Below are 26,084 nucleotides of genomic sequence, written 5' to 3'. Positions count from 1 at the left end.
TGGTTGAAATACTGGTGTTTGACCCATAAAACCGCCATGATATCCTCATCAATACTGGAGAACGCCATCATGACCGAAGAGCAAGACGATATCGCCCGCCATAACGCCAAAATGGCCAAGAAAAAACAGGCCCGCGACCGGATCATGGCCACCAAGACCGAAGAAAAGGGGCTGATCATTGTCCATACCGGCAAGGGCAAGGGGAAATCAAGCGCGGCTTTCGGCATGATCTTCCGCTGCATCGCCCATGGCCTGCCATCGGCGGTGGTCCAGTTCATCAAGGGCGGGCTTTCCACCGGGGAACGTGATCTCATCACCGCCCATTTTTCCGATCGCTGCCAGTTTTTCACCATGGGGGAGGGGTTCACCTGGGAAACACAGGACAAGGAACGTGACATTCAGGCCGCCCAGGCCGCCTGGCAGAAGGCAAAGACCCTTATCGCCGATGGCGGCATGCGCATGGTCCTGCTCGATGAGATCAATATCGCCATGCGCTATGGCTATGTGGACGAGGCCGAGGTCATCGCGTTTCTGCGCGAACACAAACCGCCCATGACCCATGTCGTGCTGACGGGGCGAAATGCCAGCGACGCGCTGATCGAAGAAGCGGATCTGGCAACCGAAATGACCCTGCTCAAGCATCCGTTCAGGTCCGGGATAAAGGCGCAGATCGGGGTGGAATTCTGACATGACCGGGGCCGTGATGGTCCAGGGGGCCGGCTCCAATGTCGGCAAGTCGCTGCTGGTTGCGGGGCTCTGCCGGGTCTTTGCCAGAAAAGGGCTGACCGTTCGTCCGTTCAAGCCGCAGAACATGTCCAACAATGCCGCCGTCACCCGGGAAGGCGGGGAGATCGGCCGCGCCCAGGCCTTGCAGGCAAGAGCGTCTTTTGCTGAGCCGAGCATTCACATGAATCCCGTTCTGCTCAAACCTGAAACCGATACAGGTGCCCAGATCATTGTCCAGGGCAGGCGCATCGGCTCCATGCGGGCCAGGGAATATGGCTCCCGGAAGGCCGAGCTGCTCCCCCGGGTGCTGGAAAGCTACGCGCATCTCCGCGCCGAGGCGGATCTGGTGATCATCGAGGGGGCCGGCAGCCCGGCCGAAGTCAATCTCAGGGCCGGGGATATCGCCAATATGGGCTTTGCCGACGCTGCCGATGTGCCGGTGGTGCTGGTCGGCGATATCGATCGCGGCGGCGTCATTGCATCGCTGGTCGGCACCGCAACGGTGCTGGAGGAGGCGGAAGTCCGGCGCATCAAGGGGTTTCTTGTCAACAAGTTCAGGGGGGACACCTCGCTTTTTGCCGATGGCATGGAAATCATCGAAAAGGCAACCGGCTGGCCCGGGCTTGGCATCCTGCCCTGGTTTGAAGGTGCCCGCGCCCTGCCCGCCGAAGATATTCTCGATCTTGCGGGCAAGGCTGACAACTCCGCGCAAGACCGCCCGTTTCATGTGGCGGTGCCTGTTCTTCGCCGGATTGCGAATTTTGATGATCTTGATCCGCTTTCGGGCGATCCGGCCATCCGGCTTACCCTGGTTGAGGCGGGCACGCCCCTGCCCATGGACGCGGATCTGGTGCTGGTGCCGGGGTCAAAATCAACGCTGGCGGACCTCGCCTTCATCTATGAGCAGGGCTGGGATATCGACCTTAAGGCAATTCATCGTCAGGGGGGGCGTATCGTCGGTCTCTGCGGCGGCTATCAGATGCTTGGCCGGTATGTCCATGATCCGATGGGGCTTGAAGGCGCGCCCGGCCGCATGGAAGGCCTTGGCCTGCTGGAGGTGGAAACCACCCTTGAAGCGGAGAAGACCGTCCGCTTTTCCGCCGGGACCGAGCTTCTTTCCGGGGCTGCTGTTGAAGGGTATGAAATTCATCTTGGCCGGACGGACGGGCCCGATACCAGACGGCCGATGCTCAGGCTCGAGGATGGCCGCGCCGATGGCGCGATCAGCGCCGATGGCCGGGTCATGGGCTCTTATATGCATGGTCTTTTTGCAAGCGATGCCTATCGTTCCTTCTGGCTCGATGGCGCGCATGGCAAGGCCAGCAGCCTCAATTTTGATCAATCCATCGAAGCGGGGCTGGAGGCGCTGGCCGATCACCTCGAAGCACATGCGGATATCCCTGCATTGGCCGGGATTGCCGGTGTAACCCTGCCCTAGCCCGGCAGGATCAGCGCAAGCCCCGTGATCAGCAGTATCAGGATGAAAAGGGCAATCGCGCGCCACATGACCTTGAGCCCGTCGAGCACATCCTGCGGCGTTGCCTCGCGCCTGCCCTCGGCATGCATCGGCCGGTCCGAGGTCATCTTCACGCCATAGCGGCGGGGACCTGCCAGCGCGACATCAAGAACCGCTGCCATCGCGGCTTCGGGCCAGCCCGCATTCGGCGACCGGTGGTGGCCGGCGTCACGCCACATCACCTTCACGGCCTGGGTGAGCCGGGAAGGGACAGCCATGGAAAGAAGACATCCGGTCAGCCGGGCCGGGACCAGATTGGCAAGATCGTCCATGCGGGCCGCCCCCCAGCCAAAGGCCAGATATCTTGCGGATTTATAGCCGATCATGCTGTCGGCGGTGTTGATCATCTTGTAGGCGAGTATGCCGGGCAAACCGCCTGCGAGATAAAACAAGGCCGGGGCGATGACGCCATCGGAGAGATTCTCTGCCGTTGTCTCAATCCCGGCCCGGGCGATGGCATGTTCATCAAGGCTGTCGGGGTTGCGGCCGACAATCATGGAGACCGCCCGTCTTGCCGCCTGTAAATTCCCCTCGCGCAGGGCCATGGCCACGGCGCGGACATGTTCATCGAGGCTGCGGCCGGCAAGAAGGATGGCGATGAGGAGCATTTCCACCATCAGGGTGAGTGCGGTGCCGCCGAGGGCGCTCAGGCTCATGATCGCAAGCCCGGCCATTAGCGAGAGAAGAACAAGCCCGATGATGCCGGAAAAACCGATCCGTCGCCGTGTCCGGGCGCGGAAGCGCCGCCGGTTTCCCCGGCGCTCCATCATCGAAATGGCCCGGCCGAACACCACCACCGGATGCGGCAGGTGCCGCCACAGCCAGGGCGGCTCCCCAAGGGCTGCATCAAGACCGAGGGCGATGGCAAGAACAAGGCAACGCGTGCCGATCTCATGCGGCAGGACCAGGGCAAGGAGGTTTTCAGTGAGACTCATCCAGGGGTGGTCCTGTTGCGGGTTATCGTTGTCAAATGGTGCGGAATCATATTATACCCATAGCCATTGGGTTCCTTGTTAACAAGGTGGAAGTGATTCCGGTGCGGCTGACCCAGCCAGGGGGCCAAGACCGGAAACCTCGATTGAAACGGCATCATCTTGTGCCGTCCTCTACACCTTCCCTTCTGGGCATGGGGCCGAACGCAATTCAGGTGAGCGGAAAGGTCTTGAAATGCCCCATGATACATCTGCCGGCCAGCCGGAAGCAAAATATGGTGTCATGATCTGCGGTCATGGCAGTCGATCGAAATCAGCGGTGGCGGAATTTGCCGTGCTGGCGGAAAAACTGGCGCCGCTGTTCCCGGACTGGCCCGTGGAATACGGATATCTCGAATTTGCCACCCCGGTGATCAAGACCGGGCTCGACAAGCTGCGTGCGCAAGGGGTCAACCATGTGCTTGCCGTGCCGGGGATGCTGTTTGCCGCCGGCCATGCGAAGAACGATATTCCCTCGGTGCTCAACACCTATGCGCTGGAGCATGGAATCACCATCCAGTATGGCCGTGAGCTTGCGGTCGATCTCAAGATGCTGGCGGCGGCGGCGGATCGTGTTCAGGCCGCGATGACGCGTGCCGATGCCGAGACAGGTCCGGTTGCGTATCACGATACCTGCCTTGTGGTGATCGGCCGCGGGTCTTCGGACCCGGATGCCAATTCCAATGTGTCCAAGGTTGCCCGGATGCTGGTGGAATCCCTCGGGCTAGGCTGGTGTGAGACCGGGTTTTCCGGCGTGACTTTTCCGCTGGTCGAACCCTGCCTTGAAAAGGTGACGCGGCTCGGCTTCAAACGGGTTGTGGTTTTCCCCTATTTCCTCTTCTCCGGTATTCTGATTGACCGTATCTACGGCTTTACCGATGAAGTCGCCGCCCGCCATCCCGAGATCGAGTTTGTCAAGGCCGGGTATCTCAATGATCATGATCAGGTGATTGCCACCTTTGCCGACCGGGTGCGGGAAATCCTCACCGGCAGCAACAACATGAACTGTTCGATGTGCAAATATCGCGCCCAGGTGCTCGGCTTTGAAGACGAGGTAGGCCTGCCCCAGGAAAGCCATCACCACCATGTCGAAGGCAAAGGCGTTTCCGCGCCGGGCAGCAATGTGGAAGACTGCACGCTCTGCACCACGTTCTGCACCGGGGAATGCCGTCTTGTGGCCGATCATCACCATCACCATCATGATCACGATCATCATCATCATGACCATCACCACGATCATGGCCATCATCACGGCCATCATCACCATCCCTACCCCCAGGCGGATCATCCCCTCGGGCCGAGATCGGTGTTGAACCGGCCGAAGACGAAAAATTGAGGCATGGCCGGGCTCTACACCTATATTCGTGATCCGGACGCCATCTACGCCCTTTCCTTTGAGCGGGTCAGGGCCGCGGTGGAGCTTGCGAGGTTTCCCGAAGATGTGGCGGAAATCGTCCTTCGTGTCGTTCATTCCTGCGGCATGCCGGAGATCGCCGAAGACATCATCTATTCCGAGGACGTGGCGAGACGGGCGGTGGCGGCACTGCGTCGTGGCGCGCCGATCATCGCTGACTGCGCCATGGTTGCTTCAGGCATCACGAGGCGGTTTCTGCCCGCGCAGAACGAGATCATCATGACCCTCAAGGACGGGGATATACCATCAAAAGCCAAGGCCCTTGGCACAACGAGGTCAGCGGCGGCGGTGGAATCCTGGCCCCCTTTCCTTGATGGGGCTGTGGTGGCGATCGGCAATGCGCCGACGGCGCTCTTTCATCTCCTTGAACGACTCGATGAGGGCTGGCCCGCCCCGGCGGTGATCTTCGCCTTTCCCGTCGGCTTTGTCGGGGCGGCGGAATCCAAGGCCGCGCTTGCCGCCAACCCGCCGCTGAATTCAGCCTTCATGTGTCTCAGCGGAACACGCGGCGGCTCGGCCATGGCTTCGGCGGCGATCAACGCGGCGGCGCTGCTGGCAGGGAGGGATGCATGATCTGGATCGATATCATCGGCCTTGGCGAGAGAGGCGTTATGGCCCTCGACAGGGAATGTCTTGACCGTCTTCGCCAAGCCGGTCTCGTGATCGGTGCCGAGCGCATGATCTGTGAACTCGCGGGGCTCGATGGGTTTAAGGGCAAGGCGATGCCCTGGCCACAACCCTTTCTTGAAATCATCCCTCTTATGGAAAAGCACCGCGGCACGCCGGTGGTGGTGCTGGCCACGGGAGACCCGCTCTGGTATGGCGCCGCCTCAACGCTGGTCAGGTATTTCAGCACCGATGAGATGCGGATCACCCCGGCGCCTTCCGGCTTCCAGCTTGCGGCAAGCCGCATGGGATGGCCGCTGCATCAGGTGGCAACCCTGACGGTGCATGGCCGCCCCCATGAAAGCGTGCGGCGATATCTCGCCCCCGGGGCAAGGGTGCTGGTGCTGGCGCATGACCGCACCAGCCCTGAACGGATCGGCGCCCTGCTCACCGAGGCGGGGTATGGGTCGGCAAGGATCACGGCGCTCGCCCATATCGGCGGGGCGGAGGAAAGCCGCGAAGAAGCGGCGGCAGATCGCTGGGCCGATGGCGGCATCACGGTGCCGGATTTTCATGTGATCGCGATCGAGTGCCCGCGTCAGGTGGACGGGTTCACCCCACTTGTGCCGGGCCTGCCGGATACGGCATTTGATTCCGATGGCAAACTCACCAAGGCTGAGGTGAGGGCCGCAACCCTGGCGCAGCTCCGGCCTTTCCGGGGCGGGCTTCTGTGGGATCTCGGCTGCGGCTCCGGATCCATCGGCATTGAATGGATGCGGGCAGCACCGGAGGCAAGGGCGATTGGCATCGACCTGCGGGATGACCGGCTCGCGGTGGCGCAGAAGAATGCGGAAAAACTTGGCGTGCCTGAATGGAAGGGTGTTTCCTGCAAGCTGCCTTCAGGCCTTGAGGGGTTGCCGCAACCCGATGCGGTTTTCATCGGGGGCGGGTTGAGCCATGAGCTGATTGCACGGGTTCTTGAACGCCTCCCCGAAGGCGGGCGGCTGGTGGCCAATGCGGTCACCCTTGAAAGCGAAATGGTGCTGCTGGCCGCCTCGCAGGAACTTGGCGGGCAGATGAGCCGGATAGCGATCAGCCGCATGGAACAGGTGGGCAGGCTTCACGGCTGGCGGCCGCTGATGCCGGTGACGCAATGGGCGCTCAGCAAGGGGGAGATAAAGCCATGACGGCAGGGGTGCTCTATGGCATCGGGACCGGCCCGGGAGATCCGGAACTGGTCACCCGAAAAGCCTGGCGGATCACCTCGGAGGCAGACGTGATCGCCTATCCGGCGCCGGAAGGCGGCGACAGTTTTGCCAGATCAATCATGGCCGGGGCAATCCGCCCTGATGCCGAGGAGATTGTCATGCCTGTCCCCATGGTGGCAGGACGTGCGCCCGCGCAGGCCATCTATGACGAGGGGGCCGGGCGGATCGCAGACCATCTTGACGCCGGCCGTGATGTGGTGGTGCTGTGCGAGGGCGACCCGCTTTTCTATGGCTCGTTCATGTATGTTCTGGCGCGGCTTCGTGACCGCTTCACCACCCGCATCATCCCGGGCGTCACCTCCATGACCGCGGCGGCGGCGGCCCATCATCACGCGCTGGTGGCGCGCAACGATATTCTGACGGTACTGCCCGGCACGCTGGATGACGAGATGCTCGAGCGACGTCTTGCCGGGTGTGATGCCGCGGTGATCATGAAAATCGGCCGCCATCTGCCCCGGCTCAAGATCGTGCTGGAGCGGCTTGGCCTTGCCGAAAGGGCGCTTTATGTCAGCCATGCCTCGCTTCCCCATGAGAAGGCATTGCGGCTGGCCGATGCCCCGGATGAAGCGCCCTATTTTTCCATCATCATCATCTACAAGGGGGATGATCCATGGATCTGATGTCACCTGTTTTTGTGGCGCTGACCTCAGGCGGGGCGGAACTGGCCTGGCGACTTGCCCTTGAAACAGGCGGCGTCTGGCACGGGCTTGCGGGGCGCACCGGCACCGGCCATGCGCCGGAAGAGCAGTTCGAGGATACGGTGGATCATCTTCGTGATCTTTTTTTGAGCGGCCGGCCTCTGGTGGGGGTCTGCGCTGCCGGAATCCTGATCCGGGCGCTGGCCGGGCATGTGCTGGACAAGAGAGCGGAATCCCCTGTCCTTGCGATCAGCGAGGATGGCAAGGTCATCATCCCGCTTCTCGGCGGCCATCACGGGGCCAATACCCTTGCCGAAAAACTGGCCGGGATTACCGGGGGGCTTGCCGCCATCACCACCGCCGGGGATCGCGCTTTCGGCCTTGCGCTGGATGAGCCTCCGGCGCCGCTTGTTCTCGCTGATCCGGACAAGGCAAAACCGGTGATGGCGCGGCTTCTTGCCGGTGAGGGCGCCCGTCTTGAAACAGATCTGCCCCCGGGGCTTGAGCATATTGACGAGCGCTGGCGTGCCTGGCTTTCCCCCCTTCCGGTGGATGCGGGCGGTGATGGGCCACGCCTTGCCCTGACCCTCAAGCCAGCGGCAGGCATGGAGGCGGATCTTGTCTTTCATCCGGTGGTGGTGACCCTTGGGCTTGGCGCATCGCGCGGATGCCCGGAAGCCGAAATGGCGGCACTTGTCGAGCGCGGCCTCAAGCAAGCGTCCGTTGCCAAGGCCGCTATCCGGGAGGTGGCCAGCGTTGATCTCAAGGCAGATGAGGCGGCGATGAACGTGCTTGCAACGAAATTCGGCCATCGGCTCAGGCTTTATTCGGCATCCCGGCTTGAAGAGGAAGCACCGCGGCTGGCCAATCCCTCCGAGGTGGTGTTCAACGAGATCGGGTGCCATGGTGTCGCGGAAGCGGCGGCGCTTGCCGCGGCCGGACCGGACAGCCGGTTTCTGCTCCCCAAGATCAGGGATGAGCACGCGACCATGGCGCTTGTTCTTGATCGCTCCGGGGAATTCAGGGACGAGACCGCCCGCCATGCCGGGCGGGTGATGCTGGTGGGTATCGGCCCCGGCCAGTCCATCTGGCGCAGCCCGGAGGCAACGTCGATGGTTGCCGCGGCAGATGAACTGGTGGGATATCATTTCTATATCGATCTTCTCGGGCCGGTTGCCCGGGGCAAGCCGCGGCGTGACTTTGCGCTCGGCGAAGAGGAAGCACGTTGCCGATATGCGCTGGAAGAAGCGGCAAAGGGCAGGGACATTGCCATCATCTGTTCCGGTGATGCGGGGATTTATGCCATGGGGGCGCTGGTCTATGAGCTGCTGTCGCGGGATGAGGCCAGCAAAGGGGTGAGCGCGGCGGCGCGGCGGGTTGAAGTGCTCACCGCGCCCGGCGTGTCTGCCCTGCAGGCCGCCGCTGCCCGGTCCGGGGCCATTCTCGGCCATGATTTCTGCACCATCTCGCTTTCCGATCTGATGACGCCCTGGGCCCAGATCGAAACCCGTATCGAAGCGGCCGGGATGGGGGATTTCGTCATCGCCTTCTATAATCCGGTATCGCGGCGGCGGCGTGCAGGGCTCGCCAAAGCCAAAGAGATACTTCTCAAATATCGCCCGGCATCAACGCCCGTGGTGCTGGCATCAAGCCTCGGCCGGCCGGAGGAAGAGATCCGCTTCCGTGACCTTGGCGGTCTTGAAGTGGATGAGGTGGACATGCTCACGGTGGTGATGGTCGGGGCGTCGAGCAGCCGGATCATCAATCACCGGGGCGGGAAGGCGGTCTTCACCCCGCGCGGATACGCAACACATCTCGACACAAAGGGAGACGAGACATGACGGTCTATTTCATCGGTGCAGGGCCCGGCGATCCGGACCTGATCACCGTCAAGGGCCAGCGGCTGATCTCATCCTGCCGATATTGTCTTTACGCAGGCTCGCTTGTCCCTCAGGCGGTGGTTGCGGCGGCACCGGCGGGTGCAGAAGTGGTGGATACGGCCTCGCTCACGCTGGATGATATCATGGCCATCATCCGCCGCGCCCATGACGAAGGCGAGGATGTGGCGAGGGTGCATTCGGGTGATCCTTCGCTCTATGGCGCTATTGCCGAGCAGATCCGCCGCCTGCGGGTGATGGATATTCCCTGCAAGATCATTCCGGGGGTGCCAGCCTATGCGGCGGCGGCGGCGGAAATGGGGGTTGAGCTGACCATCCCCGAAGTTGCGCAAAGCATTATCCTGACCCGCACGGCCATGAAGTCTTCTTCCATGCCCCCCGGCGAGGACCTTGACAGTCTCGGCCGGACCGGCGCGACGCTGGCGATCCATCTTTCGATCCGAAACCTGCGGGAGATCGAACGCGTGCTGACGCCATATTACGGGGCTGACTGCCCGGTGGTGGTGGCGTATCGGGTGGGCTGGCCGGACCAGGATTTCATCCATGGCACGCTCAGCACGATCCGGGGGCTTGTGCGTGAGGCGAAGATCACCCGGACGGCGCTGATTTTCATCGGCCCGGCTCTCGGTCAGGCGGGGGATTTCCGCGATTCCGCGCTTTACGACAAGGACCATGTTCATGTGCTCCGAACCTCGCGCGGCAACCTTGAGGAGCGGCAGAATTCCGGCTGATCAGGGGGCGGCGATCAGATGGGCGTAGGAGCCGAAGACCGATCCTTTCTGCAGTCCCATCGTGCCGAGATCGTTGTTGTCCCGGTCCCGGGCGGCAAAGGCCGGTGCGCCTTTTTCCGAAATGGCGGTGGTGTAGTGAAACTCATGGGCGGTGGCGTGAGATGGCAGCGGAATCCCGCCAAGCCGTTCCAGCCGGCGGTAGCCAAGGCTGAGCCGGCGGCGGGCAAAACTTGTCTCGCAATCCAGCAGCCCGGCCATGGGAACAGCCGTGCCATCGGCGTCGATGATCGACCGGCCCAGCACCATATATCCCCCGCATTCCCCGTAGATGGGGATATTCTTCCGCGCCGCCTTGCGGAGGCTTTCCATGAACCCCTTGGCGGCGGCAAGTTCAGGCAGATGCAGTTCAGGGTAGCCGCCGGGAAGAAAGACAAAATCACTGCCCATGGGCAGAGTTTCATCCGCCAGGGGCGAGAAAGGCGTGACCTCCGCGCCGGCCCGCTGCCATCCGGCGAGCAGATGCGGATAGGCAAAACCGAAGGCGCGATCACGGGCAACCGCAATCCGCTGCCCCGGGGGCGGGATGGCAATGCCCGGATTGCCGCCGTTTTCAGCATCACGCCGCAAGGGGCGGCCTGCGGCGATGATTCTGTCCAGATCCACCTGATCTGCCATCACTTCAGCCGCGGTGCGGATGATTGTTTCAGCACCGTTGAGATCTTCGGCCTGCACCAGCCCCAGATGCCGGGACGGCACCGACATTCCCTTATCTTCCATGACGGCACCGAAGAGAGCCATGCCGGTTTCAAGAAGGGCGGATGCCGCCATATCCCGATGACGAGGTGACCGGCACCGGTTGAATATGACCCCGGCCAGCGCCACCCCCATCGGCTTAAGGCTGTCCCTGATCCCGGCGGCCACGGCGGCCGCGGTTTCGGCCTGCCCGCTGATATCCATCACCAGTACTATCGGCACGCCAAGGGCACGGGCAAGCGCCGCCGATGAGGCATTGCCGCCATCATGGATGCCCATCACGCCTTCAATCATCAGGAATTCGCCGCCCTGACCGGCCGCAAGGGCGGAAAGGAGCGGCGGCGCCATGGCGAAAGGATCGAGATTGACGGAATCCCGGCCAAGGGCAACGCGGTGAAATCCCGGATCGATATAATCCGGCCCGGCCTTGGCCCCCCGGATATCAACGCCCCTCTTCTTGAGCGCCCGCATCAGGCCGAGGCTGATCAGGGTCTTGCCGCTGCCCGAGGAAAGGCCGGCAATCATCAACCCGTTTTGCGAGTTCATCTCCCCCCGGGGAGCTGGGCCGGGTGAAGGCATCAGGCCGTATCCCGGCGATGCCGGTTGCCGAGGGGATCAAGATCGCGGGGTGCCTCGCCTTCGGCCTGGCTCAGCCAGTCAAGGCACTGGCGCATCAGCACCACATCCCCGACGCAGATAATCGCGGGGGGCTCGATATTGTTCTCAATCACGTCACCCGGCGCCCGGCCAAGGGTTGTTTCAAGCACTTTCATATCCGGCAGGGTGGCGTTGCTGACCACGGCCACGGGTTCCGAAGGGCTGCGGCCGGCATTGATCAGGTTTTCGCATATTTCAGGCAGATGCTTGATCGCCATATACATGACGATGACCTGGCTTCCTGCGGCAATGCCTTTCCAGTTGACCGCGGCGGGGGTAAGGCCGGTGCGATCATGGCCGGTAAGAAAGGTCACCGCCTGATTGACATCCCGGTGGGTGACGGGAATTCCCGCATAGGCGAGCCCGCCGATACCGGCAGAGATGCCGGGCAGTATCCGGCAGCGTACCCCTGCCTGGATCAGGGTCTGGGCTTCTTCGCCGCCACGTCCGAAGACGAAGGGATCGCCGCCCTTGAGCCGCAGGACACGTTTATTCTCCCGGGTGAGTTCAATCAGGCGAAGCGTGATATCGCGCTGTTTCGGCGAAGGCTTGCCGCCGCGCTTGCCGGCGTATTCCACCTCGGCGCCCGGCCGCGCCCAGTCAAGGATGCGGGGATCGATGAGGGCATCGTAGACAATCACCTCCGCCTGCCGCAACGCATTGAGCGTGTGCAGGGTCACCAGCCCCGGATCACCCGGCCCGGCGCCGGCCAGCCATACCCATCCCGGCTCCATCACCGGCCATTCGGCGCCGGTGATCGGGGGCATCAGGTGAAGATTGTCTTTGGGTGACGTCATGGCCTTGCTGGAATTCCTGTTTCTCTTCATGAAGAATTGGCTGATAATACCCCAATAATCAATGCAGGAAAAAGAAAATGCAGAGCAGGCTCACCACATCCCTACGCTTTGGCTGGACCACCGGCACCTGCGCAACCGCGGCCACCTATGCAGCATACATGGCGATGGTGACAGGTGAGTTTCCCCAATCCGTCACGATTGATACGCCATCCGGCAAAACCGCGCATCTCGGCATCCATTCCGGCACCAGAACCCCTTCGGGCTGGATGGCCGGGGTGATCAAGGATGCGGGGGATGACCCTGATGTCACCCATGGGGCGGAAATCCGGGCGACGGTCTCCCCGGGGCAGGCCGGTGGCGGGGTTGTGTTCCGTGGCGGGGAAGGGGTTGGCGTCGTGACCAAATCCGGGCTTCCCGTCGAGGTGGGGGAACCTGCGATCAATCCCATTCCGCGGCAGATGATGCGCGAGATCATTGCCAATCTCTCGCGTGAGCTTGAAGGGCCGCCGGATGTGGTGATCACCCTCAGCGTGCCGGAAGGATCAGCGCTGGCGGAGAAGACGTGGAATCCGCGTCTCGGGATTGTCGGCGGAATATCCATTCTGGGCACAACCGGTGTCGTGCGTCCGTTTTCCTGCTCGGCCTGGATCGCCTCCATTCATCGCGGGATCGATGTTGCCCGGGCCAACGGCCTTGGCCATGTCGCGGGTTCCACCGGCGCCACTTCCGAGGCGGCGTTTCAGGGGCGGTATGATCTGCCCCAGATCGCGCTCCTCGATATGGGGGATTTTGTCGGCGGCATGCTGAAATACCTGCGCCGCCATCCGGTGCCGCGGCTGACCATCGCCGGCGGCTTTGCCAAAATGGTCAAACTTGCCCAGGGGCATGGCGATCTGCACTCCGCGCGCAGCCAGATTGATTTCGCCTCGCTTGCTGATACGGCGGCGGGGGTCGGGATGGACCGGGCCCCTGTGGCCGGGGCGAACACCGCCCTTGAGGTGCTGGATATGGCAGCGCCTGAGCAGCGGCTGCGGCTGGGAGAGGTGATCGCCCGCGATGCGCTCATCCAGGCAAGAGAGATCCTGCGTTCGGATGAGGTTGCGCTTGACGTCATGATCGTTACGCGGAGCGGTGAAATTCTGGCGGAGGCCTTCTGAGTGATGATGCGTATCCTGCTTCTGGGCGGCACGCTTGAAGCCCGCGAGCTGGCGGGCAGATTTGCGTTGCTGGATGATATCTCTGCCACCCTGTCGCTGGCCGGGGTGACGAGCGCGCCTCCCGATCCCGGCATTCCCATGCGGGTTGGCGGGTTTGGTGGCCCCGAAGGGCTCACCGCATATCTTGAAGCAGAACAGATCACCACCATTGTTGATGCAACCCATCCTTTCGCCAGCACCATCAGCGCCAATGCCGCCCGGGCGGCGGAAATGGCAGGTATCCGCCGTCTTGTTCTGTGGCGTCCCGCCTGGCAGGCCGGGCCCGGGGATGACTGGCAGGAATTCGGAAACTGGGATGATCTGATCCCGGCGATCCCTGACGGCGCGCAGGTCTTTGCGGCGGCAGGGCAGGACGGGATGCGGGCGCTCGGCCGTGAAACACGGTTCGGGATTCTCGCCCGCGCCCTGAAAAGGCCCGAAGGCCTGCCCGAACATATCCGCTTTCTTCGCGGACTTCCGGGGAAAACGGCGGCGGCCGAGGAAGATGTTTTCCGCGCCGAGAAGATCACCCATCTGGTGGCAAAAAACGCCGGCGGCGAGGCGAGCCGTGCCAAGCTCATCGCCGCCGGAAGGCTGGGGCTGCCGGTCCTGCTGCTGGCGCGTCCGGTACCGCCGCCGGGAGAACTCTTCGAGGATGTTGAGCGGCTTATCGCGGCGCTTTGAGGGTTGAGATTGCCGCGGCCATCCGGCCAAGCGCGGTGCTGAGATCCTCGCTCGAACAGGCATAGGAAATGCGGAAATGACCCGGTGATGCAAACCCTGACCCCGGGATGATGGTGGTATCGGCCGCATTCAGGATGAAGCGGCAGAAATCCTGATCATTCTCAAGCGGCTGGCCTTCGGCTGTGCGGAAACCCCTGAGTTTCTGCCAGGACGGGAAGACATAGAATGCCCCATCAGGGGTGGTGGTCTCAATCCCGTCCATATCACGAAGATATCCAAGCACGAGATCACGGCGTTTGCGGAAACTGTCCCGCCGGGTGGAGAGCAGTTCCTGCGGGCCGGTGAGCGCCGCAAGGGCCGCCGCCTGCGAGATGGTTGACGTGCCGGATGTACCCTGGCTCTGCACCACGGTCATGGCGCGGATCAGCTCTTCGGGGCCGATGGCAAAGCCGAGCCGCCAGCCGGTCATGGCATAGGCCTTGGAGACGCCGTTGATGATCAGGCAGCGATCCTGCAGCTTAGGCAGCGCATCATGGGCGGAGACGAACGGCATGTCATAGGTCAGGTGCTCATAGATCTCATCGCTCATCAGCCAGCATTGCGGATGGTGTTCCAGCACCTCGCCGATGGCGCGGAACTCCGCTGCTGTGAGGACGGACCCGGACGGATTGCCGGGCGAATTGAGCAAAAGCCAGCGAGTCCTGGGGGTGATCGCCTTTTCGATCGCATCCGGGGCAGGTTTGAAACCCGAGGCGGCATCGGTTTCAAGGATGACGGGCACGCCTCCCGAAAGGCGCACGATATCGCTGTAGGAAGTCCAGAACGGGGCGGGCAGGATCACCTCATCCCCCGGGTTGATGGTGGCCAGAAAAGCGTTGAGCAGGCTGTATTTCGAGCCGCTCGAGATCAGCACATTGGCGGCATCCCGCCCGGAATAGAGCCTTGCGACCGCCTCCCGCAGCTCAGGCTTGCCCGCGATCGGCGGATATTTCGTATCATGGGCATTGATGGCAGCAATCGCCGCCTGGTTGACATGCTCCGGGGTGGTGAAGTCAGGCTCGCCTATGCCAAGGCTGATCACGTCATGGCCTTCGGCGCGGCGGGCGCGGGCCGCTTCGGACATGATCACGATATCGGATACGGTCACGGTTTCAATGCGGCTGGCGCGGCGGAATTTCGGTGTTTTTTCCATCTTCATGCTTCCCCGGTCATGCTGAGTGGAACGCGCATCATCGCGTCGGCGCATGATTTTAACGATTACGGGAATTGGCAAGTCCTTGCAACTGGATTTCCGGGCAAAACGCATCTAGGATCGGGGTGATGATTCTTGGAGTTTGAACATGCGCTATCTGCACACAATGGTCCGGGTGACCGATGTTGAGGCTTCGCTCCGGTTCTGGTGCGATCTGATGGGACTTGAAGAAGCCACGCGAAAGGATGTTCCGGAAGGCAAATTCACCCTGATCTTCCTGACCGCACCCGAAGACCGGCAAGCGTTTGAAGAGGGCCGCGCCCCCGCCCTTGAACTGACCTATAACTGGGACAGCGATGAAGTCTATGAAGGCGGCCGGAATTTCGGCCATCTTGCCTATGAGGTGGATGATATCTACGCCACCTGCCAGCATCTTCAGGATAACGGCGTGACGATCAACCGCCCGCCCCGGGACGGCCGCATGGCCTTTGTCCGCTCTCCTGACGGTATTTCCATCGAGCTTCTGCAGAAGGGCGGCGCGCAGGAGCCCAAGGAACCCTGGGCATCCATGCCTAATACCGGGAGCTGGTAGGCTCCCCCGAATAAAGTATAGTAGTCATGCTTCACGCACTTGGTCGCAACGTCTGGCTGTTTTTTCTGGCCCAGGGGTTGTCGATGACGACGATCAATATCAATATCATCATTGTCGGCCTTGCCGGGCTGATGATCGCCCCTGAACCGTGGCTTGCCACCTTGCCGCTGTCGGTGCAGTTCATCGCCTCGATGCTCACCACCCTGCCGGCATCTCTCGCCATGGGGAGATTCGGCCGCAAGCCTGTCTTCATCACGGGGGTGTTTTTCGCGGCCCTGGGCATGTTTGGCCAGGGGATTTCGCTCATGGCCGGGAAATTCATCTGGTTTGTCGTCTCGGCGGTGTTCATCGGGATGGCGCATGGGATTGCCCAGTTCTACCGCTACGCTGCCGCGGACAGCGTGGCGAATGAGAAAAAACCGGTGGTGGTCTCGCTGGTGCTGGCAGGCGGTCTGATTGCCGCTGTTTTCGGCGCCACCATCGTCAAGGAGACAATCGGGCTTGCCTCCACCATCTATGTCGGATCCTTTTTCGCGGCAGGTCTGCTTCAGATTCTTCTTCTTGGCGTGCTGCTCTCGCTCAGGATGCCGGCTTTCGTCCGGCCGGAAGCCTCGGGTCGCCCGCTTGCCACGTTTTTCCGCATGCCCCGGTTCCAGACCGGGCTGGTGGGGGCGGCGCTCGGATATGGCGTGATGACCTTTCTGATGACGGCAACCCCGCTCCAGATCGTCAATGTCAGCAAACTTGGCGATGCCGCCAACGCGACGGTGATCCAGTGGCATGTGATCGCCATGTTTGCCCCTTCCTTTATCACCGGGCCTCTCATCCGCCGTTTCGGGGTGGAAAAAGTGATGGCGACAGGATTGCTGCTGTATCTGGTGGCGGTGCTTTTCCTGATCAATGGCAGCGGGTTCTGGAATTATTTCACCGTGCTGCTGCTGGTGGGACTGGGGTGGAATACGCTTTATGTGGGCGGCTCATCGATTGTGGCGGCGGTGGCCGAGCCGGATGAACGGCCAAAAGTGCAGGGCATTACCGATTTCATCATCACCTTTATCGTGGCGCTGGCCTCGCTTTCCGCCGGGGCGATGCATTACCTGATCGGCTGGCATGCCATGGGGATTGCCGTGCTCTTGCCCGTGGGGATTATCGCGGGGTTCATCATCATGATGATACTGGCCGAAAAACGGGATGCCCGCCTCGCCTGACACACCGGGTTAAAGCTGCTTAGCCGCCGGTCACGTTCATGTGCCGTTCCACGGCAGGCCCTTTGTTGCGGCGGTCGATGATGAAATCATGTCCCTTGGGCTTGCGGCCGATAGCCTCGAGAATGGCGTCATTGAGCCCGGCTTCGCCCCCCTGCCGCAGGGCCTTGCAGAGATCAGCGCTGTCATCCTGGCCAAGGCACATATACAGCATGCCGGTGCAGGTCAGCCGCACCCGGTTGCAGCTTTCGCAGAAATTATGGGTCAGCGGCGTGATAAATCCCAGTTTGCGGCCGGTTTCCTCAACCCGGACATAGCGGGCAGGCCCGCCGCTGGAATAATCGAGATCGGTAAGGGTGAATCTCCTGGCCAGACCGGCGCGGACAAGTGAGACCGGCAGATACTGATCCACCCGGTTCTCACTGCCGATATCCCCCATGGGCATGACCTCGATGATGGTCATGTCAAAGCCTTCGCGGCCGCACCAGGAGACCATATCGGCAAGTTCGAGATCGTTGAAGCCTTTGAGCGCCACCGCGTTGATCTTGATATCAAGCCCGGCTGATCTGGCGGCATCAAGACCGTCCATCACCTTGCCGAGATCCCCCCAGCGGGTGATCTCCCGGAACTTTTCCGTGTCCAGCGTGTCGATGGAGACATTGACCCGGCGCACCCCAGCACGATAGAGATCATCGGCCATCTTGTGAAGCTGACTGCCATTGGTTGTGATGGTGAGCTCATCAAGATTGCCGCGGCCGACCTCCGCCCCGAGATTGCCGATCAGCTGCATGATGTTGCGCCGCACCAGCGGCTCACCACCGGTGAGGCGAATCTTGCGTGTCCCCACCGCCATGAAGCGGCGGCACACCGTTTCCAGCTCTTCCAGCGTCAACAGATCGGCCTTGGGCAGAAAGGTCATCTCTTCGGCCATGCAGTAAACACAGCGAAAATCGCAGCGATCCGTTACCGAGACGCGCAAATATGTAATCGGCCGGCCATAAGGGTCAACAAGCGGCGAAGGCGTGGCCATGGAAATCCTCAACGTATCAAATATATCAACCCTGATTAGACGCGATCCAAACTGCCCGCGTCAAGATATTAACCTCATCTGTCCGGTTGATTGCCGCAGCGCCGGTCCCGGGGCACAAAACTGGGGGCACAAAACTGGGGGCAAAAAAAAGGCCGCGGGCGAACCGCGACCGAGTTTAGGGAGGAAACGTGCGCCATATGGGCGCAACACGCGTGTAATGCTCCTTTTTGCTTAATGTGTCAACAAGGCTGACCTAAATTTCGATTGAAAATTCTGTGGCAGAATGACGCAACATCATCTGCCGCCTTTCCCCGCTGATCTCGGCCTGAAAAAAGATCAGCCAGCGCTTTGTTTCGGGCCAAGTCTGGGCTGGTCCTGCATCAGGGAGATTACAGCCTCTTTTGTCATGCCGGTGGCGCGCAAATGGCGGATGGCCAGCGCATCATCACGTTTGGCGAGCCGCTTGCCGGCAGCATCGGCAAGAAGGGGATGATGTAGCCAGCGGGTTTCCGGCAATTCCAGCAGCACGCCAAGCACCCGATGTAGCGGTGTCGATGCCAGCAGATCAGCCCCGCGGGTGACCAGCGTTACCCCCTGGGCGGCATCATCCAGCACCACGGCAAGGTGATAGCTTGTACCGATATCTTTGCGCGCGATGACCGCATCACCGATCTGGTCCGGATCGATGCGCTGATCGCCAAGATGGATATCGTGAAAGTGAAGGTCACGGATCAGCGGGCGGACGGTTTCCATGCGCAGCCGCCAGGCCGGCGCATCCCCGCGCGCAATCCTCTCGGCCTTGAGGGACGGGTTGATCATGGTATCGGTATTGGCCGGTACCGCATGGGGAGCAGAAAGAAGCCCGTCAAGTTCAGCCCTGCTCAGATAGCATGGGTAGACCAGCTCCCGCCGTTCAAGCTCGGCAAGGGCCTCGCGGTATGAAGGCAGGCGTTCCGACTGGATGAGGACAGACCCGTCAACCCGGATACCCAGGAAATCGAGATCCTCGAGAATGGCAGACCTCAATTCCACCCGGCAGCGGGTATGGTCGATATCCTCAATCCTGAGGCGCATTTCACCGCCATGTGCATCGGCGATGCGCCTCGCTTCAAGGGCCGAGAAAACATGCCCGAGATGCAGAAACCCGGTCGGGCTCGGGGCAAAACGGGTGATGACATCGGGGGCACTCATCTGATCTGGATCTTCTGATGGCTCATTCGGCTGATGCGAGGTTGCGCTTACATGATCTTAGACCCAATATAAGAAGAAGGAACAGACTTTTGCACGCGAAAGGAACATCGCATGACGACAATCATCCGCGAAACAAAAGGCGGGCTTTCCACGCTTGTTCGCCAGCCGCAGGAAGAAGGTGATCCCAAGGGCGTGATCATCTTCCTGCATGGATGGGGGGCTGATGGCGCCGATCTGATGGATCTGGCGCCGGTGATGGCGCGCCGTTTTCCGCATCACATCTTCGCATCACCAGACGCGCCTGCGCCATGTTCCGCCAACCCGATGGGCCGCCAGTGGTTTGACCTCAATCAGGATCAGGCCGGGCTGGATAACGGGCCGGATGAGGCCCAGGGCCATATCAGGGACCTGATCGACGAGCTCTGCCGGGATCATGGCGTCGGGCTTGAGCGGGTTGCGCTGATCGGTTTTTCCCAGGGCGGGATGATGGCGCTTCACACCGGGATGCGCCTTTCATCACCGATTGCGGGTATTGTCAGTTTTTCCGGCGCGCTGCTGGCGCCCGACAGGCTTGAGCGCGAAAAGACCGCCGCGCCGCCGGTGCTGCTGGTTCATGGCCGGGAAGATCAGGTCGTGCCCTATCAGGCGCTGACGATCGCCGAAGCCGTGTTGAAACAGGCTGAAATCAAGGTCACCAGCGTAACCCGGGATGGCCTCGGGCACGGTATCGATGGCGAGGGCCTTGAAGCTGCGATGAGCTTCCTCGGTGAGATATTCCCCGAATAAATCAGGATTTGCTGATATTTTTTGTCTCACCCACAAGATCTTGTGGTTAAAGCCGCGCCCCGGGGTTGATTAGCGCCGGGTTTCGTGGTTTCATGCTTCCATGATGAGACGAAGGTTGAAATAATGACCAGCGGTTCCTGCCCAACCCCCTATGACGGATTGGCGCCGGCGCTGGCACTCAATGCAGATTTCAGGCCTTTGAGCTATTTTCCGCTGTCGCTGTGGTCCTGGCAGGATACCGTCAAGGCGGTCTTTCTTGATCGCGTGACCATCATCTCCGAATACGACAGTTATATCCATTCCCCCAGCCTGACCATGCGGCTGCCGAGCGTCATCGCGCTCAAGGATTATGTCCAGCAGAGCCCCAACCCGGCATTTACGCGGTTTAACGTCTTTTTGCGGGACCGGTTCAACTGCCAGTACTGCATGCAGGAATTTCAGGCCCAGGACCTGACTTTCGATCACGTCATCCCGAGGTCAAGAGGCGGGCGTACCACCTGGGAAAATGTTGTTGCCGCCTGTTCGAGATGCAACCTGCAGAAGGCCAATAAACTGCCCCGGGAATGCGGTATGCATCCTCGCAGGAGACCCGCGCAGCCGACGACATGGCAGTTGCAGGAAAACGGCCGCAGATTTCCGCCCAACCACCTGCATCACAGCTGGCGCGATTATCTCTACTGGGATAGCGAGCTTGAAAATGACGGCAGTCCGGACCCTGAGGATATCGTTGTTCCGGCAACTGCGCTTTCGATCTAGTAGCGTTCGGCAATCCGGATCGCTGTCCGGCACCCGGCCTGGATGATTTTTCGCATCACCGGATAACCGATGGCTTTTTCCCCATCATGGTCACGGGCGGTGTCACGATGTTCGAGTTCCTCATCACGGAACCGGGCAAGGGTGGCCTTGAGCTCGGCGTGGCTGTCATCAAGGGTCTTGACCTGCCTGTCGTAATGCTCCCCGATCACTTCCTCGACCGCGATGGTGCAGGCCATGGCAGCTTTCGGCCCCATGGCGGCGGTCACCGCGCCAAGGATGAAGCCCGCGCCATTCCAGAAAGGCGAGAAAACCGATGGCCGGACTTCGTGATCCCGAAGGAGGTTTTCAAACGTATCCAGATGATGCTGTTCCTGATCTTTCATATGTTCGATTTCAGGCGCAACAGGATGATTGCCAAGGACGGCAAGCTGGCCTTCGTAAATGCGTCTTGCCCCGACTTCGCCGGCATGGTCAACCCGAAGAATTCGATCAATTTGGCTTTCCTTGATATCCGTCATGGTATGTTCAGCTTCCCTGTGGTTTCCTGCCCGCAAAATGGCCAGGCTGTAAGGCAATGGCGATAAACCCTGCCAGACCGAGACTTGCGATACCGTTCCAGTTTGCCATCGAAAGGCCGAAGAGAGACCATGGCACCTCGTCGCACCGCACCGGCTCCGATGCCAGCAGGGCATCGAGGGCCGCGGCGGGATCGCCATCAAGCGGAACACCGCCACTGCAGGCGCTGGGACCCGGGAGAAGGCCCCATTCCACCCCGCTATGCCAGAAAGCGACGCCCGCACCGGCCAGCAGAACCACAAGGCCGCCGATCATCATGAGGCGAGCCCCGCCCGAAGGCAGAAGAAGCCCGGCCAGGCCAAGGCCCGCCATGATCCCGTGCGGCCAGCGCTGCCAGATGCACAAGGTGCAGGGCTCAAGACCCATGACATATTCAAAAAAGAAGGCCGCGCCAAGAAGAAAGGTCGAGCCTGCGGCGGCCATACCAAGGGTGATTCTCGGATCAGCACAGAAGATAGATGAAAAGTTCATGCTTTGATGTACCACCAGAAGAAGGCAAAAAGAACAAGCAGAAGGGAAAGGATCGACATGGCCTTGCCGGTATCCTGCCGATAACGGACAAGGGCGGCGATCAGCACGAATCTGCAGGTCCGGCCAATCAGGGAGGTGATGATCAGGGGAATGACCCCGATCCCGAGGAAGCCGGCACTCACCACCACCACTTTATAGGGAAGAGGGGTGAAGGCACCGACCAGCATCAACAGCCAGCCATGCCGGGCAAAGGCGGCCGCAACCTCGGCAAAGGCGCCCTCTTCACCGATCCAGCCAAGCCCGATCACCGCCTGGCCAAGCCAGAGCCCGATAGCCCAGCCCGCTACGCCGCCAAGGGTCGAGGCCAGCGCCGTCAGGACGCCAAGGCGGATATATTCACGCGGGCGCGCCAGCACAAGGCCGGCGAGAAGGGGATCGATGGGGACAGGAAAGATGATCGATTCCAGAAACGACAGACCCATCAGCCAGGGCAGGGCCGCCCGGTGGCTTCCCAGCCGGATCACCCAGTCCTGCAGCCGTGCCAGAAATGGGATGGCCGTGAGAACTCGATCATAAAGACCAGGGCGCTCGTTCACTTAAAGGTACTCCGGTTTTTGGGAACATGAATAGTTGAATTATACGTAAAGTCAGCAGAAAAGTCACATAAATCAATCTAGAACAAGTGATCACATCTGACGTATCCCTGATTTAGCCATAAAGAGTGTGTATTTATGTCACCATATTTCTGCCCCAGATATATCTTATAGCGTTTCTTTATTGACATTTTGTTTTCTGGGGAAAAAATGAAACTTAAAGAGGAATTGTGCGGTTTTACGATTTCTCAGTATAGGGAGCATGTGTTATGGGCATTCAATCCTTCTGGACTGATGATGCACGCTATGTAACTCTTGACCCAATGCGGGCCACGGAGGGCATGAAGATCCGCCCTGAACATTCATGGCTTTCGCAAATTGATGAGCTGCCTGCCACCATTGTCATCTCACTACTTGATTCCATTAATCAATCAGACGCTCTTCGGAAAATGAAAGTTGCGTCTGATGGCAAAAGCAAAGCATCGAACTGACAAAAAGATCATAGAAAATGCTGATATCCCGGCGCAGTCCGTGCGGGATATCTATGTAAACACCCAGAATATTCTTGCTCAATATCAGGAGAGGTCAGATTTGCTGATCGAAGCACTGGAAAAGCATGACCCTGGCTTTGTGCAACGCATGAACAAGATGACGGAAGAAAAAACCGCACGAAGTCATGAGTCAATCTTGAGATTTCATGAGCGTCAAGCTTACGTGATTATTGTACTTTCAGTTGTTGGGGTTGTTTTTCTTCTCGGTTTGTTTGCTGTTCTTGCGCTTCAGGGAAATATCGATTTCACCGTGGGATTATTGATCATCATTTTAATTTCGGTCATTCAATCAGGGCCAGGCGGATTAATGGCCATTGCCAGTGCCGTTGTCAGGTTGATCGACAGGATCAGAAAAGAATAGATAGCCGCAATTTGTTAAAGTGATCCACGCCCGGTTTTAAATTTGAGCACAATGGCGGTTAGTTATCTTTAGTATAGATAGAAAAACTGGAGATGGTGCGAGTGGAGAGACTCGAACTCTCAAGATGTTGCCATCGGTGGATTTTGAGTCCACTGCGTCTACCGATTCCGCCACACTCGCTTACTGCTGCACCTTAAGGCCAAAGCCGCTTGTGTTCCAGTTTTTTTTCCGCGCCTCTTCAGGACCCGGTATTGCCCTTGATGATGGCGCATAACTCGGCAAGATACCGATCACGTATCCCCAGCTCCTCGAGGCTTTCGCAGGTCAGTTCCAGATATTCGCGGCTGGTGCCGACAAACCCGCTTGCATTGGTGATCATCCGGGCCTTTTCATCGAGCGGCATGGCGGCAACATAGCTCGGGCTTTCCTCATTCATCACAAAGGTGATGGCGCTGATCTGTTTTGCCCCGCAATGCACCTGAACCCGTTTCGGATGATAGGACGCGTTCAGCATCTCCCGTTTCCAGAGCAGATCAAGCTCCCGAACCGCGATGGAACCGTCAATGCAGAGGGCAACCCCCATGCAGGAACCGCCACGCGCAAGGCCCAGGACAAGGCCGGGGTTTTCCGGTGTCCCCCTGCCGATGCGTGTCTTGAGGCAGAACCGGCGGTGATAGCCGTAAATCCGCCCCAGAACTTGCGTCTTGATTTCAACCACCGGATTCCAGATCAGCGAGCCGTATCCGAACAGCCACACATCATCCTTATTGTCATCCGCCACAAGGTTGCGCCGGGAAGATTTGAGCTGCTCTTCGTTCAGGATATCGGCACGGTCCCCGTCGCGTTGAAGCACCATCTGCTGAATGGTGCCATCTTCCAGCGTCTGGCGAGAGATCGTGTATTTCTGATCCGCCATGGCCCGGGTTTATCCTGAAATCTGCCTGTATTCACGCTGCGGGAAGGGAATCTCGATCGAGGCACGGTCGAGAACAGGTTTGACTTTGCGCATCAGATCCCAATAAAGCTGCCAGTACACGTCGTTGCGGGCATAAAGACGCAGCCGCACGACGATCGCGCTGTCCTCAAACCGGACCACCAGAAACTGCGCGGCGGGTTCCTTCAGCACCCGTTCATCTTCCGCAAGGCTGAGCAGGGTCTTTTCCGCAAGGTCAAGATCGGTGTTGTAGGCGATGCCGATATCGATATCCATGCGCCTTGTATCGTTGCGCGAATGATTGATGATCGTGTCGCTCCAGATCGTGGAATTCGGCACCGAGATGAACACATTGTCAAAGGTGGTGATAACCGTGGTGAAAAGCCCGACTTCGGTCACCGTCCCCGAATGGCTGGCGCTCTCGATCCAGTCCCCCACCTGGAAGGGCCGCAGCAGGATCAGCATGACGCCTGATGCGACGTTCGAAAGCGTCCCCTGGATGGCAAGGCCAATGGCAAGACCGGCGGCGCCGAGGACGGCGATGATCGATGTTGTCTGGATGCCGAAACTGCCGAGGGCAGCAACCAGCGCGACCAGCAGAATGGCATATCGCGTCACCGATGCCGCAAGCGGGATGAGGGTTTTGTCAAAGCCCTTGATCCGGCCCAGATTCTTTCTGAGTGCCTGATTGATCCGGCGGCTGATGAAAATCCCGATGGCCAGAATCAGAAAACCCGACAGAGCATTGCCTGTCCATCCCATCAGGGTACTGAAATCCAGCCGGTCCAAAACTCTTAAAAAAATATCCATATCCATGGGATTCTCCATTTCAATACCATGCCAGAGCATTAATCCCTGTCAACAGGTATCCCGGGAAAGGTTGGCGCCATGGCCTTACGGGAAATTCAGGGATGGGCGAGGTGAGGTATAGTCAAGCCGGTTCAATTTTGCTACATGATCTTTGCTTCTGCTACGGGTTTTTTCTCAATGGATCACGCGATGTCCAAGCCTTTTCTGTTCCCTGCCACCGATCAGGTGAACGCCATCCCGGTGATTGACTGGGCGGTGGGTGATGCGCCCCTTGCCGCAGATCGGGGCAGGGCGGCGGCCATCGGCAATTTCGACGGCGTGCATCGGGGCCATCAGGCCCTGATTGCCCGCGCCTGCGACATGGCAGGGCTTGATCCGGTGGTGATCACCTTTGCCCCGCATCCGCGGCTCTATTTTCGCCCGGATCAGCCGGGGTTTTTCCTGGCCGATGAGATCGATAAACACGCATTCCTCGCCATGACCGGAATTTCGGCGATCATCCGGCTCAGATTTGATGATGCCATGCGCGGGACCAGCGCGGAAGACTTCATCACCTCGATCCTGCCCGCGCTCGGCGTCAAGACCCTGCTGGCCGGGGCGGATTTCGCCTTTGGCAATGACCGCAGCGGTGACATGGAGATGATCCGCGAAATCGGTGCGCCGGTCGGCATTTCCGCCCGTTCGGTTGATCTGCTGGCCGAAGATGGTGATGCGGTATCCTCCACCCGTATCCGAAAAGCGCTGGCGCTCGGCGATGTCCCTTTGGCCGGGGCGATGCTTGGCCGCCCCTATGTGATCAGCGCCACGGTTGAAAAAGGAGATCAGCGCGGCCGGACAATCGGCTTTCCCACCGCCAATATCCGCCTCGGGATGATGCAGGAACCTGCCTTCGGGGTCTATACGGTGCTGGTGCGCCTTGCGGATATCCCGGGGACGCCGCTGGTGGCGGGTATTGCCAATATCGGACGCCGCCCTACCGTGGAAGACAGGGGTGTCTTGTTGGAAGTGCATCTTTTTGACTATGATGGGGATCTTTACGGGCAACGGCTTAATGTCATGCTGCTCGATTTTATTCGCCCCGAACAGGCCTTTGACGGTCTGGACGCCTTGAAGGACCAGATTGCCCGGGATGTGGAAAGTGCGCGCGCCTTCCATGCCCAGAACACAGGAATGATGTGATC

General features: G+C 60.1%; 28 protein-coding genes and 1 tRNA gene. 17 read left to right on the top strand and 12 right to left on the bottom strand.

The genetic code is table 11. The features are described from left to right. The first annotated feature begins 69 nt into the window (after positions 1-69). Together cobO and AB8880_09425 are read left to right on the top strand one after the other, a co-directional pair. Complete coding sequence (gene cobO, locus AB8880_09430; protein XDZ65144.1) at positions 70-687, top strand: cob(I)yrinic acid a,c-diamide adenosyltransferase; 618 nt, start codon at positions 70-72, stop codon at positions 685-687. A gap of 1 nt (position 688) precedes the next feature. Beyond that, positions 689-2,164, top strand: coding sequence for a cobyric acid synthase (locus AB8880_09425; GenBank protein ID XDZ65143.1), 1,476 nt, complete (start codon positions 689-691; stop codon positions 2,162-2,164). Here the strand turns inward: AB8880_09425 and cbiB are convergent. Further along, positions 2,161-3,177, bottom strand: a complete 1,017-nt coding sequence (gene cbiB, locus AB8880_09420; protein XDZ65142.1) for an adenosylcobinamide-phosphate synthase CbiB — start codon at positions 3,175-3,177, stop codon at positions 2,161-2,163. The genes AB8880_09425 and cbiB overlap by 4 nt on opposite strands. A gap of 232 nt (positions 3,178-3,409) precedes the next feature. Between cbiB and AB8880_09415 the strand changes: the two genes are divergently transcribed. The 6 genes from AB8880_09415 to cobM are packed head-to-tail and all read left to right on the top strand — an operon-like array spanning position 3,410 to position 9,768. Next, positions 3,410-4,549, top strand: coding sequence for a sirohydrochlorin chelatase (locus tag AB8880_09415; protein ID XDZ65141.1), 1,140 nt, complete (start codon positions 3,410-3,412; stop codon positions 4,547-4,549). Between the two features lie 3 nt (positions 4,550-4,552). Beyond that, a complete protein-coding gene (locus AB8880_09410) occupies positions 4,553-5,200 on the top strand; it encodes a precorrin-8X methylmutase (protein XDZ65140.1) in 648 nt (215 codons plus the stop codon). After that, on the top strand, positions 5,197-6,420 hold the full coding sequence (cbiE, locus tag AB8880_09405) for a precorrin-6y C5,15-methyltransferase (decarboxylating) subunit CbiE (GenBank protein ID XDZ65139.1): 1,224 nt from the start codon (positions 5,197-5,199) through the stop codon (positions 6,418-6,420). Before AB8880_09410 ends, cbiE begins: the two co-directional genes overlap by 4 nt. Further along, positions 6,417-7,121 (top strand): precorrin-2 C(20)-methyltransferase, encoded by a 705-nt coding sequence (gene cobI / locus AB8880_09400; protein ID XDZ65138.1) that lies wholly within the window; start codon positions 6,417-6,419, stop codon positions 7,119-7,121. Before cbiE ends, cobI begins: the two co-directional genes overlap by 4 nt. Then, the gene (cobJ, locus tag AB8880_09395) at positions 7,121-8,980 is read left to right on the top strand and encodes a precorrin-3B C(17)-methyltransferase (protein XDZ65137.1); all 1,860 of its coding nucleotides are present in this window, start codon (positions 7,121-7,123) and stop codon (positions 8,978-8,980) included. The genes cobI and cobJ overlap by 1 nt, the downstream gene beginning before the upstream one ends. Beyond that, positions 8,977-9,768, top strand: coding sequence for a precorrin-4 C(11)-methyltransferase (gene cobM / locus AB8880_09390; protein XDZ65136.1), 792 nt, complete (start codon positions 8,977-8,979; stop codon positions 9,766-9,768). The genes cobJ and cobM overlap by 4 nt, the downstream gene beginning before the upstream one ends. Here cobM and AB8880_09385 read toward each other — a convergent pair whose 3' ends face one another. Next, positions 9,769-11,100, bottom strand: a complete 1,332-nt coding sequence (locus tag AB8880_09385; GenBank protein ID XDZ65135.1) for a cobyrinate a,c-diamide synthase — start codon at positions 11,098-11,100, stop codon at positions 9,769-9,771. Further along, positions 11,100-11,975, bottom strand: a complete 876-nt coding sequence (gene cobA, locus AB8880_09380; protein XDZ65134.1) for a uroporphyrinogen-III C-methyltransferase — start codon at positions 11,973-11,975, stop codon at positions 11,100-11,102. The genes AB8880_09385 and cobA overlap by 1 nt, the downstream gene beginning before the upstream one ends. 77 nt (positions 11,976-12,052) lie before the next feature. Here cobA and AB8880_09375 point away from each other — a divergent pair, with 77 nt between their 5' ends. After that, positions 12,053-13,132: a cobalt-precorrin-5B (C(1))-methyltransferase gene (locus AB8880_09375; GenBank protein ID XDZ65133.1), complete on the top strand. Its 1,080-nt coding sequence runs from the start codon at positions 12,053-12,055 to the stop codon at positions 13,130-13,132. A gap of 3 nt (positions 13,133-13,135) precedes the next feature. Next, a complete protein-coding gene (locus tag AB8880_09370) occupies positions 13,136-13,855 on the top strand; it encodes a precorrin-6A/cobalt-precorrin-6A reductase (protein XDZ67053.1) in 720 nt (239 codons plus the stop codon). On the opposite strand, the gene AB8880_09365 is transcribed toward AB8880_09370, so the two are convergent. Continuing rightward, a complete protein-coding gene (locus tag AB8880_09365) occupies positions 13,839-15,047 on the bottom strand; it encodes a pyridoxal phosphate-dependent aminotransferase (protein ID XDZ65132.1) in 1,209 nt (402 codons plus the stop codon). The genes AB8880_09370 and AB8880_09365 overlap by 17 nt on opposite strands. A 148-nt stretch (positions 15,048-15,195) precedes the next feature. On the opposite strand from AB8880_09365, the gene AB8880_09360 reads away from it, so the two are divergent. Together AB8880_09360 and AB8880_09355 are read left to right on the top strand one after the other, a co-directional pair. Then, entirely contained in the window at positions 15,196-15,639 is a 444-nt protein-coding gene (locus tag AB8880_09360; GenBank protein ID XDZ65131.1) for a VOC family protein, read from the top strand. A 26-nt stretch (positions 15,640-15,665) separates the two neighbouring features. Continuing rightward, positions 15,666-16,847, top strand: coding sequence for an MFS transporter (locus tag AB8880_09355; protein ID XDZ65130.1), 1,182 nt, complete (start codon positions 15,666-15,668; stop codon positions 16,845-16,847). Between the two features lie 19 nt (positions 16,848-16,866). Here AB8880_09355 and moaA read toward each other — a convergent pair whose 3' ends face one another. Both moaA and gluQRS read right to left on the bottom strand, forming a co-directional pair. Then, positions 16,867-17,874: a GTP 3',8-cyclase MoaA gene (gene moaA, locus AB8880_09350; protein XDZ65129.1), complete on the bottom strand. Its 1,008-nt coding sequence runs from the start codon at positions 17,872-17,874 to the stop codon at positions 16,867-16,869. A 336-nt stretch (positions 17,875-18,210) separates the two neighbouring features. Then, the gene (gene gluQRS / locus AB8880_09345; protein XDZ65128.1) at positions 18,211-19,065 is read right to left on the bottom strand and encodes a tRNA glutamyl-Q(34) synthetase GluQRS; all 855 of its coding nucleotides are present in this window, start codon (positions 19,063-19,065) and stop codon (positions 18,211-18,213) included. Positions 19,066-19,176: 111 nt separating this feature from the next. Between gluQRS and AB8880_09340 the strand changes: the two genes are divergently transcribed. After that, on the top strand, positions 19,177-19,851 hold the full coding sequence (locus AB8880_09340) for an alpha/beta hydrolase (GenBank protein ID XDZ65127.1): 675 nt from the start codon (positions 19,177-19,179) through the stop codon (positions 19,849-19,851). 123 nt (positions 19,852-19,974) lie between these two features. Beyond that, positions 19,975-20,607 (top strand): HNH endonuclease, encoded by a 633-nt coding sequence (locus tag AB8880_09335; GenBank protein XDZ65126.1) that lies wholly within the window; start codon positions 19,975-19,977, stop codon positions 20,605-20,607. Here the strand turns inward: AB8880_09335 and AB8880_09330 are convergent. From AB8880_09330 to AB8880_09320, 3 genes are read right to left on the bottom strand one after another with little or no spacing between them, the layout of a single operon-like run. After that, positions 20,604-21,125 carry a demethoxyubiquinone hydroxylase family protein gene (locus AB8880_09330; GenBank protein ID XDZ65125.1) on the bottom strand — a complete coding sequence of 174 codons (522 nt, stop codon included), beginning with the start codon at positions 21,123-21,125 and terminating at the stop codon, positions 20,604-20,606. The genes AB8880_09335 and AB8880_09330 overlap by 4 nt on opposite strands. A gap of 7 nt (positions 21,126-21,132) precedes the next feature. Then, positions 21,133-21,654, bottom strand: a complete 522-nt coding sequence (locus tag AB8880_09325) for a disulfide bond formation protein B (protein ID XDZ65124.1) — start codon at positions 21,652-21,654, stop codon at positions 21,133-21,135. After that, on the bottom strand, positions 21,651-22,250 hold the full coding sequence (locus tag AB8880_09320) for a YqaA family protein (GenBank protein ID XDZ65123.1): 600 nt from the start codon (positions 22,248-22,250) through the stop codon (positions 21,651-21,653). The genes AB8880_09325 and AB8880_09320 overlap by 4 nt, the downstream gene beginning before the upstream one ends. Before the next feature lie 266 nt (positions 22,251-22,516). Between AB8880_09320 and AB8880_09315 the strand changes: the two genes are divergently transcribed. Continuing rightward, the gene (locus AB8880_09315; GenBank protein XDZ65122.1) at positions 22,517-22,738 is read left to right on the top strand and encodes a hypothetical protein; all 222 of its coding nucleotides are present in this window, start codon (positions 22,517-22,519) and stop codon (positions 22,736-22,738) included. Beyond that, positions 22,713-23,159 (top strand): hypothetical protein, encoded by a 447-nt coding sequence (locus AB8880_09310; protein ID XDZ65121.1) that lies wholly within the window; start codon positions 22,713-22,715, stop codon positions 23,157-23,159. Before AB8880_09315 ends, AB8880_09310 begins: the two co-directional genes overlap by 26 nt. Positions 23,160-23,252: 93 nt before the next feature. Here the strand turns inward: AB8880_09310 and AB8880_09305 are convergent. From AB8880_09305 to AB8880_09295, 3 genes are all read right to left on the bottom strand, one after another. Further along, a tRNA-Leu gene (locus tag AB8880_09305) sits at positions 23,253-23,339 on the bottom strand. A 58-nt stretch (positions 23,340-23,397) separates the two neighbouring features. Beyond that, a complete protein-coding gene (locus tag AB8880_09300; protein ID XDZ65120.1) occupies positions 23,398-24,075 on the bottom strand; it encodes a gamma-glutamylcyclotransferase in 678 nt (225 codons plus the stop codon). A 9-nt stretch (positions 24,076-24,084) separates the two neighbouring features. Further along, positions 24,085-24,909, bottom strand: coding sequence for a mechanosensitive ion channel family protein (locus AB8880_09295; GenBank protein ID XDZ65119.1), 825 nt, complete (start codon positions 24,907-24,909; stop codon positions 24,085-24,087). Positions 24,910-25,092: 183 nt separating this feature from the next. On the opposite strand from AB8880_09295, the gene ribF reads away from it, so the two are divergent. Next, a complete protein-coding gene (gene ribF / locus AB8880_09290; GenBank protein ID XDZ65118.1) occupies positions 25,093-26,082 on the top strand; it encodes a riboflavin biosynthesis protein RibF in 990 nt (329 codons plus the stop codon). Positions 26,083-26,084: the final 2 nt, after the last annotated feature.

Source organism: Alphaproteobacteria bacterium LSUCC0684, from assembly GCA_041228335.1.
Lineage (GTDB): Bacteria > Pseudomonadota > Alphaproteobacteria > Puniceispirillales > UBA1172.
The sequence above is the reverse complement of the archived record's forward strand: the minus strand, read 5'-3'. Positions and strand labels throughout refer to the sequence as shown.

What these genes read in the sequence shown, in the direction of transcription:
- cobO (XDZ65144.1), top strand. Translation starts at nt 70, where the DNA reads ATGACCGAAGAGCAAGACGATATCGCCCGCCATAACGCCAAAATGGCC.
- AB8880_09425 (XDZ65143.1), top strand. Translation starts at nt 689, where the DNA reads ATGACCGGGGCCGTGATGGTCCAGGGGGCCGGCTCCAATGTCGGCAAG.
- cbiB (XDZ65142.1), bottom strand. Translation starts at nt 3,177, where the DNA reads ATGAGTCTCACTGAAAACCTCCTTGCCCTGGTCCTGCCGCATGAGATC.
- AB8880_09415 (XDZ65141.1), top strand. Translation starts at nt 3,410, where the DNA reads ATGCCCCATGATACATCTGCCGGCCAGCCGGAAGCAAAATATGGTGTC.
- AB8880_09410 (XDZ65140.1), top strand. Translation starts at nt 4,553, where the DNA reads ATGGCCGGGCTCTACACCTATATTCGTGATCCGGACGCCATCTACGCC.
- cbiE (XDZ65139.1), top strand. Translation starts at nt 5,197, where the DNA reads ATGATCTGGATCGATATCATCGGCCTTGGCGAGAGAGGCGTTATGGCC.
- cobI (XDZ65138.1), top strand. Translation starts at nt 6,417, where the DNA reads ATGACGGCAGGGGTGCTCTATGGCATCGGGACCGGCCCGGGAGATCCG.
- cobJ (XDZ65137.1), top strand. Translation starts at nt 7,121, where the DNA reads ATGTCACCTGTTTTTGTGGCGCTGACCTCAGGCGGGGCGGAACTGGCC.
- cobM (XDZ65136.1), top strand. Translation starts at nt 8,977, where the DNA reads ATGACGGTCTATTTCATCGGTGCAGGGCCCGGCGATCCGGACCTGATC.
- AB8880_09385 (XDZ65135.1), bottom strand. Translation starts at nt 11,100, where the DNA reads ATGCCTTCACCCGGCCCAGCTCCCCGGGGGGAGATGAACTCGCAAAAC.
- cobA (XDZ65134.1), bottom strand. Translation starts at nt 11,975, where the DNA reads ATGACGTCACCCAAAGACAATCTTCACCTGATGCCCCCGATCACCGGC.
- AB8880_09375 (XDZ65133.1), top strand. Translation starts at nt 12,053, where the DNA reads ATGCAGAGCAGGCTCACCACATCCCTACGCTTTGGCTGGACCACCGGC.
- AB8880_09370 (XDZ67053.1), top strand. Translation starts at nt 13,136, where the DNA reads ATGATGCGTATCCTGCTTCTGGGCGGCACGCTTGAAGCCCGCGAGCTG.
- AB8880_09365 (XDZ65132.1), bottom strand. Translation starts at nt 15,047, where the DNA reads ATGGAAAAAACACCGAAATTCCGCCGCGCCAGCCGCATTGAAACCGTG.
- AB8880_09360 (XDZ65131.1), top strand. Translation starts at nt 15,196, where the DNA reads ATGCGCTATCTGCACACAATGGTCCGGGTGACCGATGTTGAGGCTTCG.
- AB8880_09355 (XDZ65130.1), top strand. Translation starts at nt 15,666, where the DNA reads ATGCTTCACGCACTTGGTCGCAACGTCTGGCTGTTTTTTCTGGCCCAG.
- moaA (XDZ65129.1), bottom strand. Translation starts at nt 17,874, where the DNA reads ATGGCCACGCCTTCGCCGCTTGTTGACCCTTATGGCCGGCCGATTACA.
- gluQRS (XDZ65128.1), bottom strand. Translation starts at nt 19,065, where the DNA reads ATGAGTGCCCCCGATGTCATCACCCGTTTTGCCCCGAGCCCGACCGGG.
- AB8880_09340 (XDZ65127.1), top strand. Translation starts at nt 19,177, where the DNA reads ATGACGACAATCATCCGCGAAACAAAAGGCGGGCTTTCCACGCTTGTT.
- AB8880_09335 (XDZ65126.1), top strand. Translation starts at nt 19,975, where the DNA reads ATGACCAGCGGTTCCTGCCCAACCCCCTATGACGGATTGGCGCCGGCG.
- AB8880_09330 (XDZ65125.1), bottom strand. Translation starts at nt 21,125, where the DNA reads ATGACGGATATCAAGGAAAGCCAAATTGATCGAATTCTTCGGGTTGAC.
- AB8880_09325 (XDZ65124.1), bottom strand. Translation starts at nt 21,654, where the DNA reads ATGAACTTTTCATCTATCTTCTGTGCTGATCCGAGAATCACCCTTGGT.
- AB8880_09315 (XDZ65122.1), top strand. Translation starts at nt 22,517, where the DNA reads ATGGGCATTCAATCCTTCTGGACTGATGATGCACGCTATGTAACTCTT.
- AB8880_09310 (XDZ65121.1), top strand. Translation starts at nt 22,713, where the DNA reads ATGGCAAAAGCAAAGCATCGAACTGACAAAAAGATCATAGAAAATGCT.
- AB8880_09300 (XDZ65120.1), bottom strand. Translation starts at nt 24,075, where the DNA reads ATGGCGGATCAGAAATACACGATCTCTCGCCAGACGCTGGAAGATGGC.
- AB8880_09295 (XDZ65119.1), bottom strand. Translation starts at nt 24,909, where the DNA reads ATGGATATGGATATTTTTTTAAGAGTTTTGGACCGGCTGGATTTCAGT.
- ribF (XDZ65118.1), top strand. Translation starts at nt 25,093, where the DNA reads ATGTCCAAGCCTTTTCTGTTCCCTGCCACCGATCAGGTGAACGCCATC.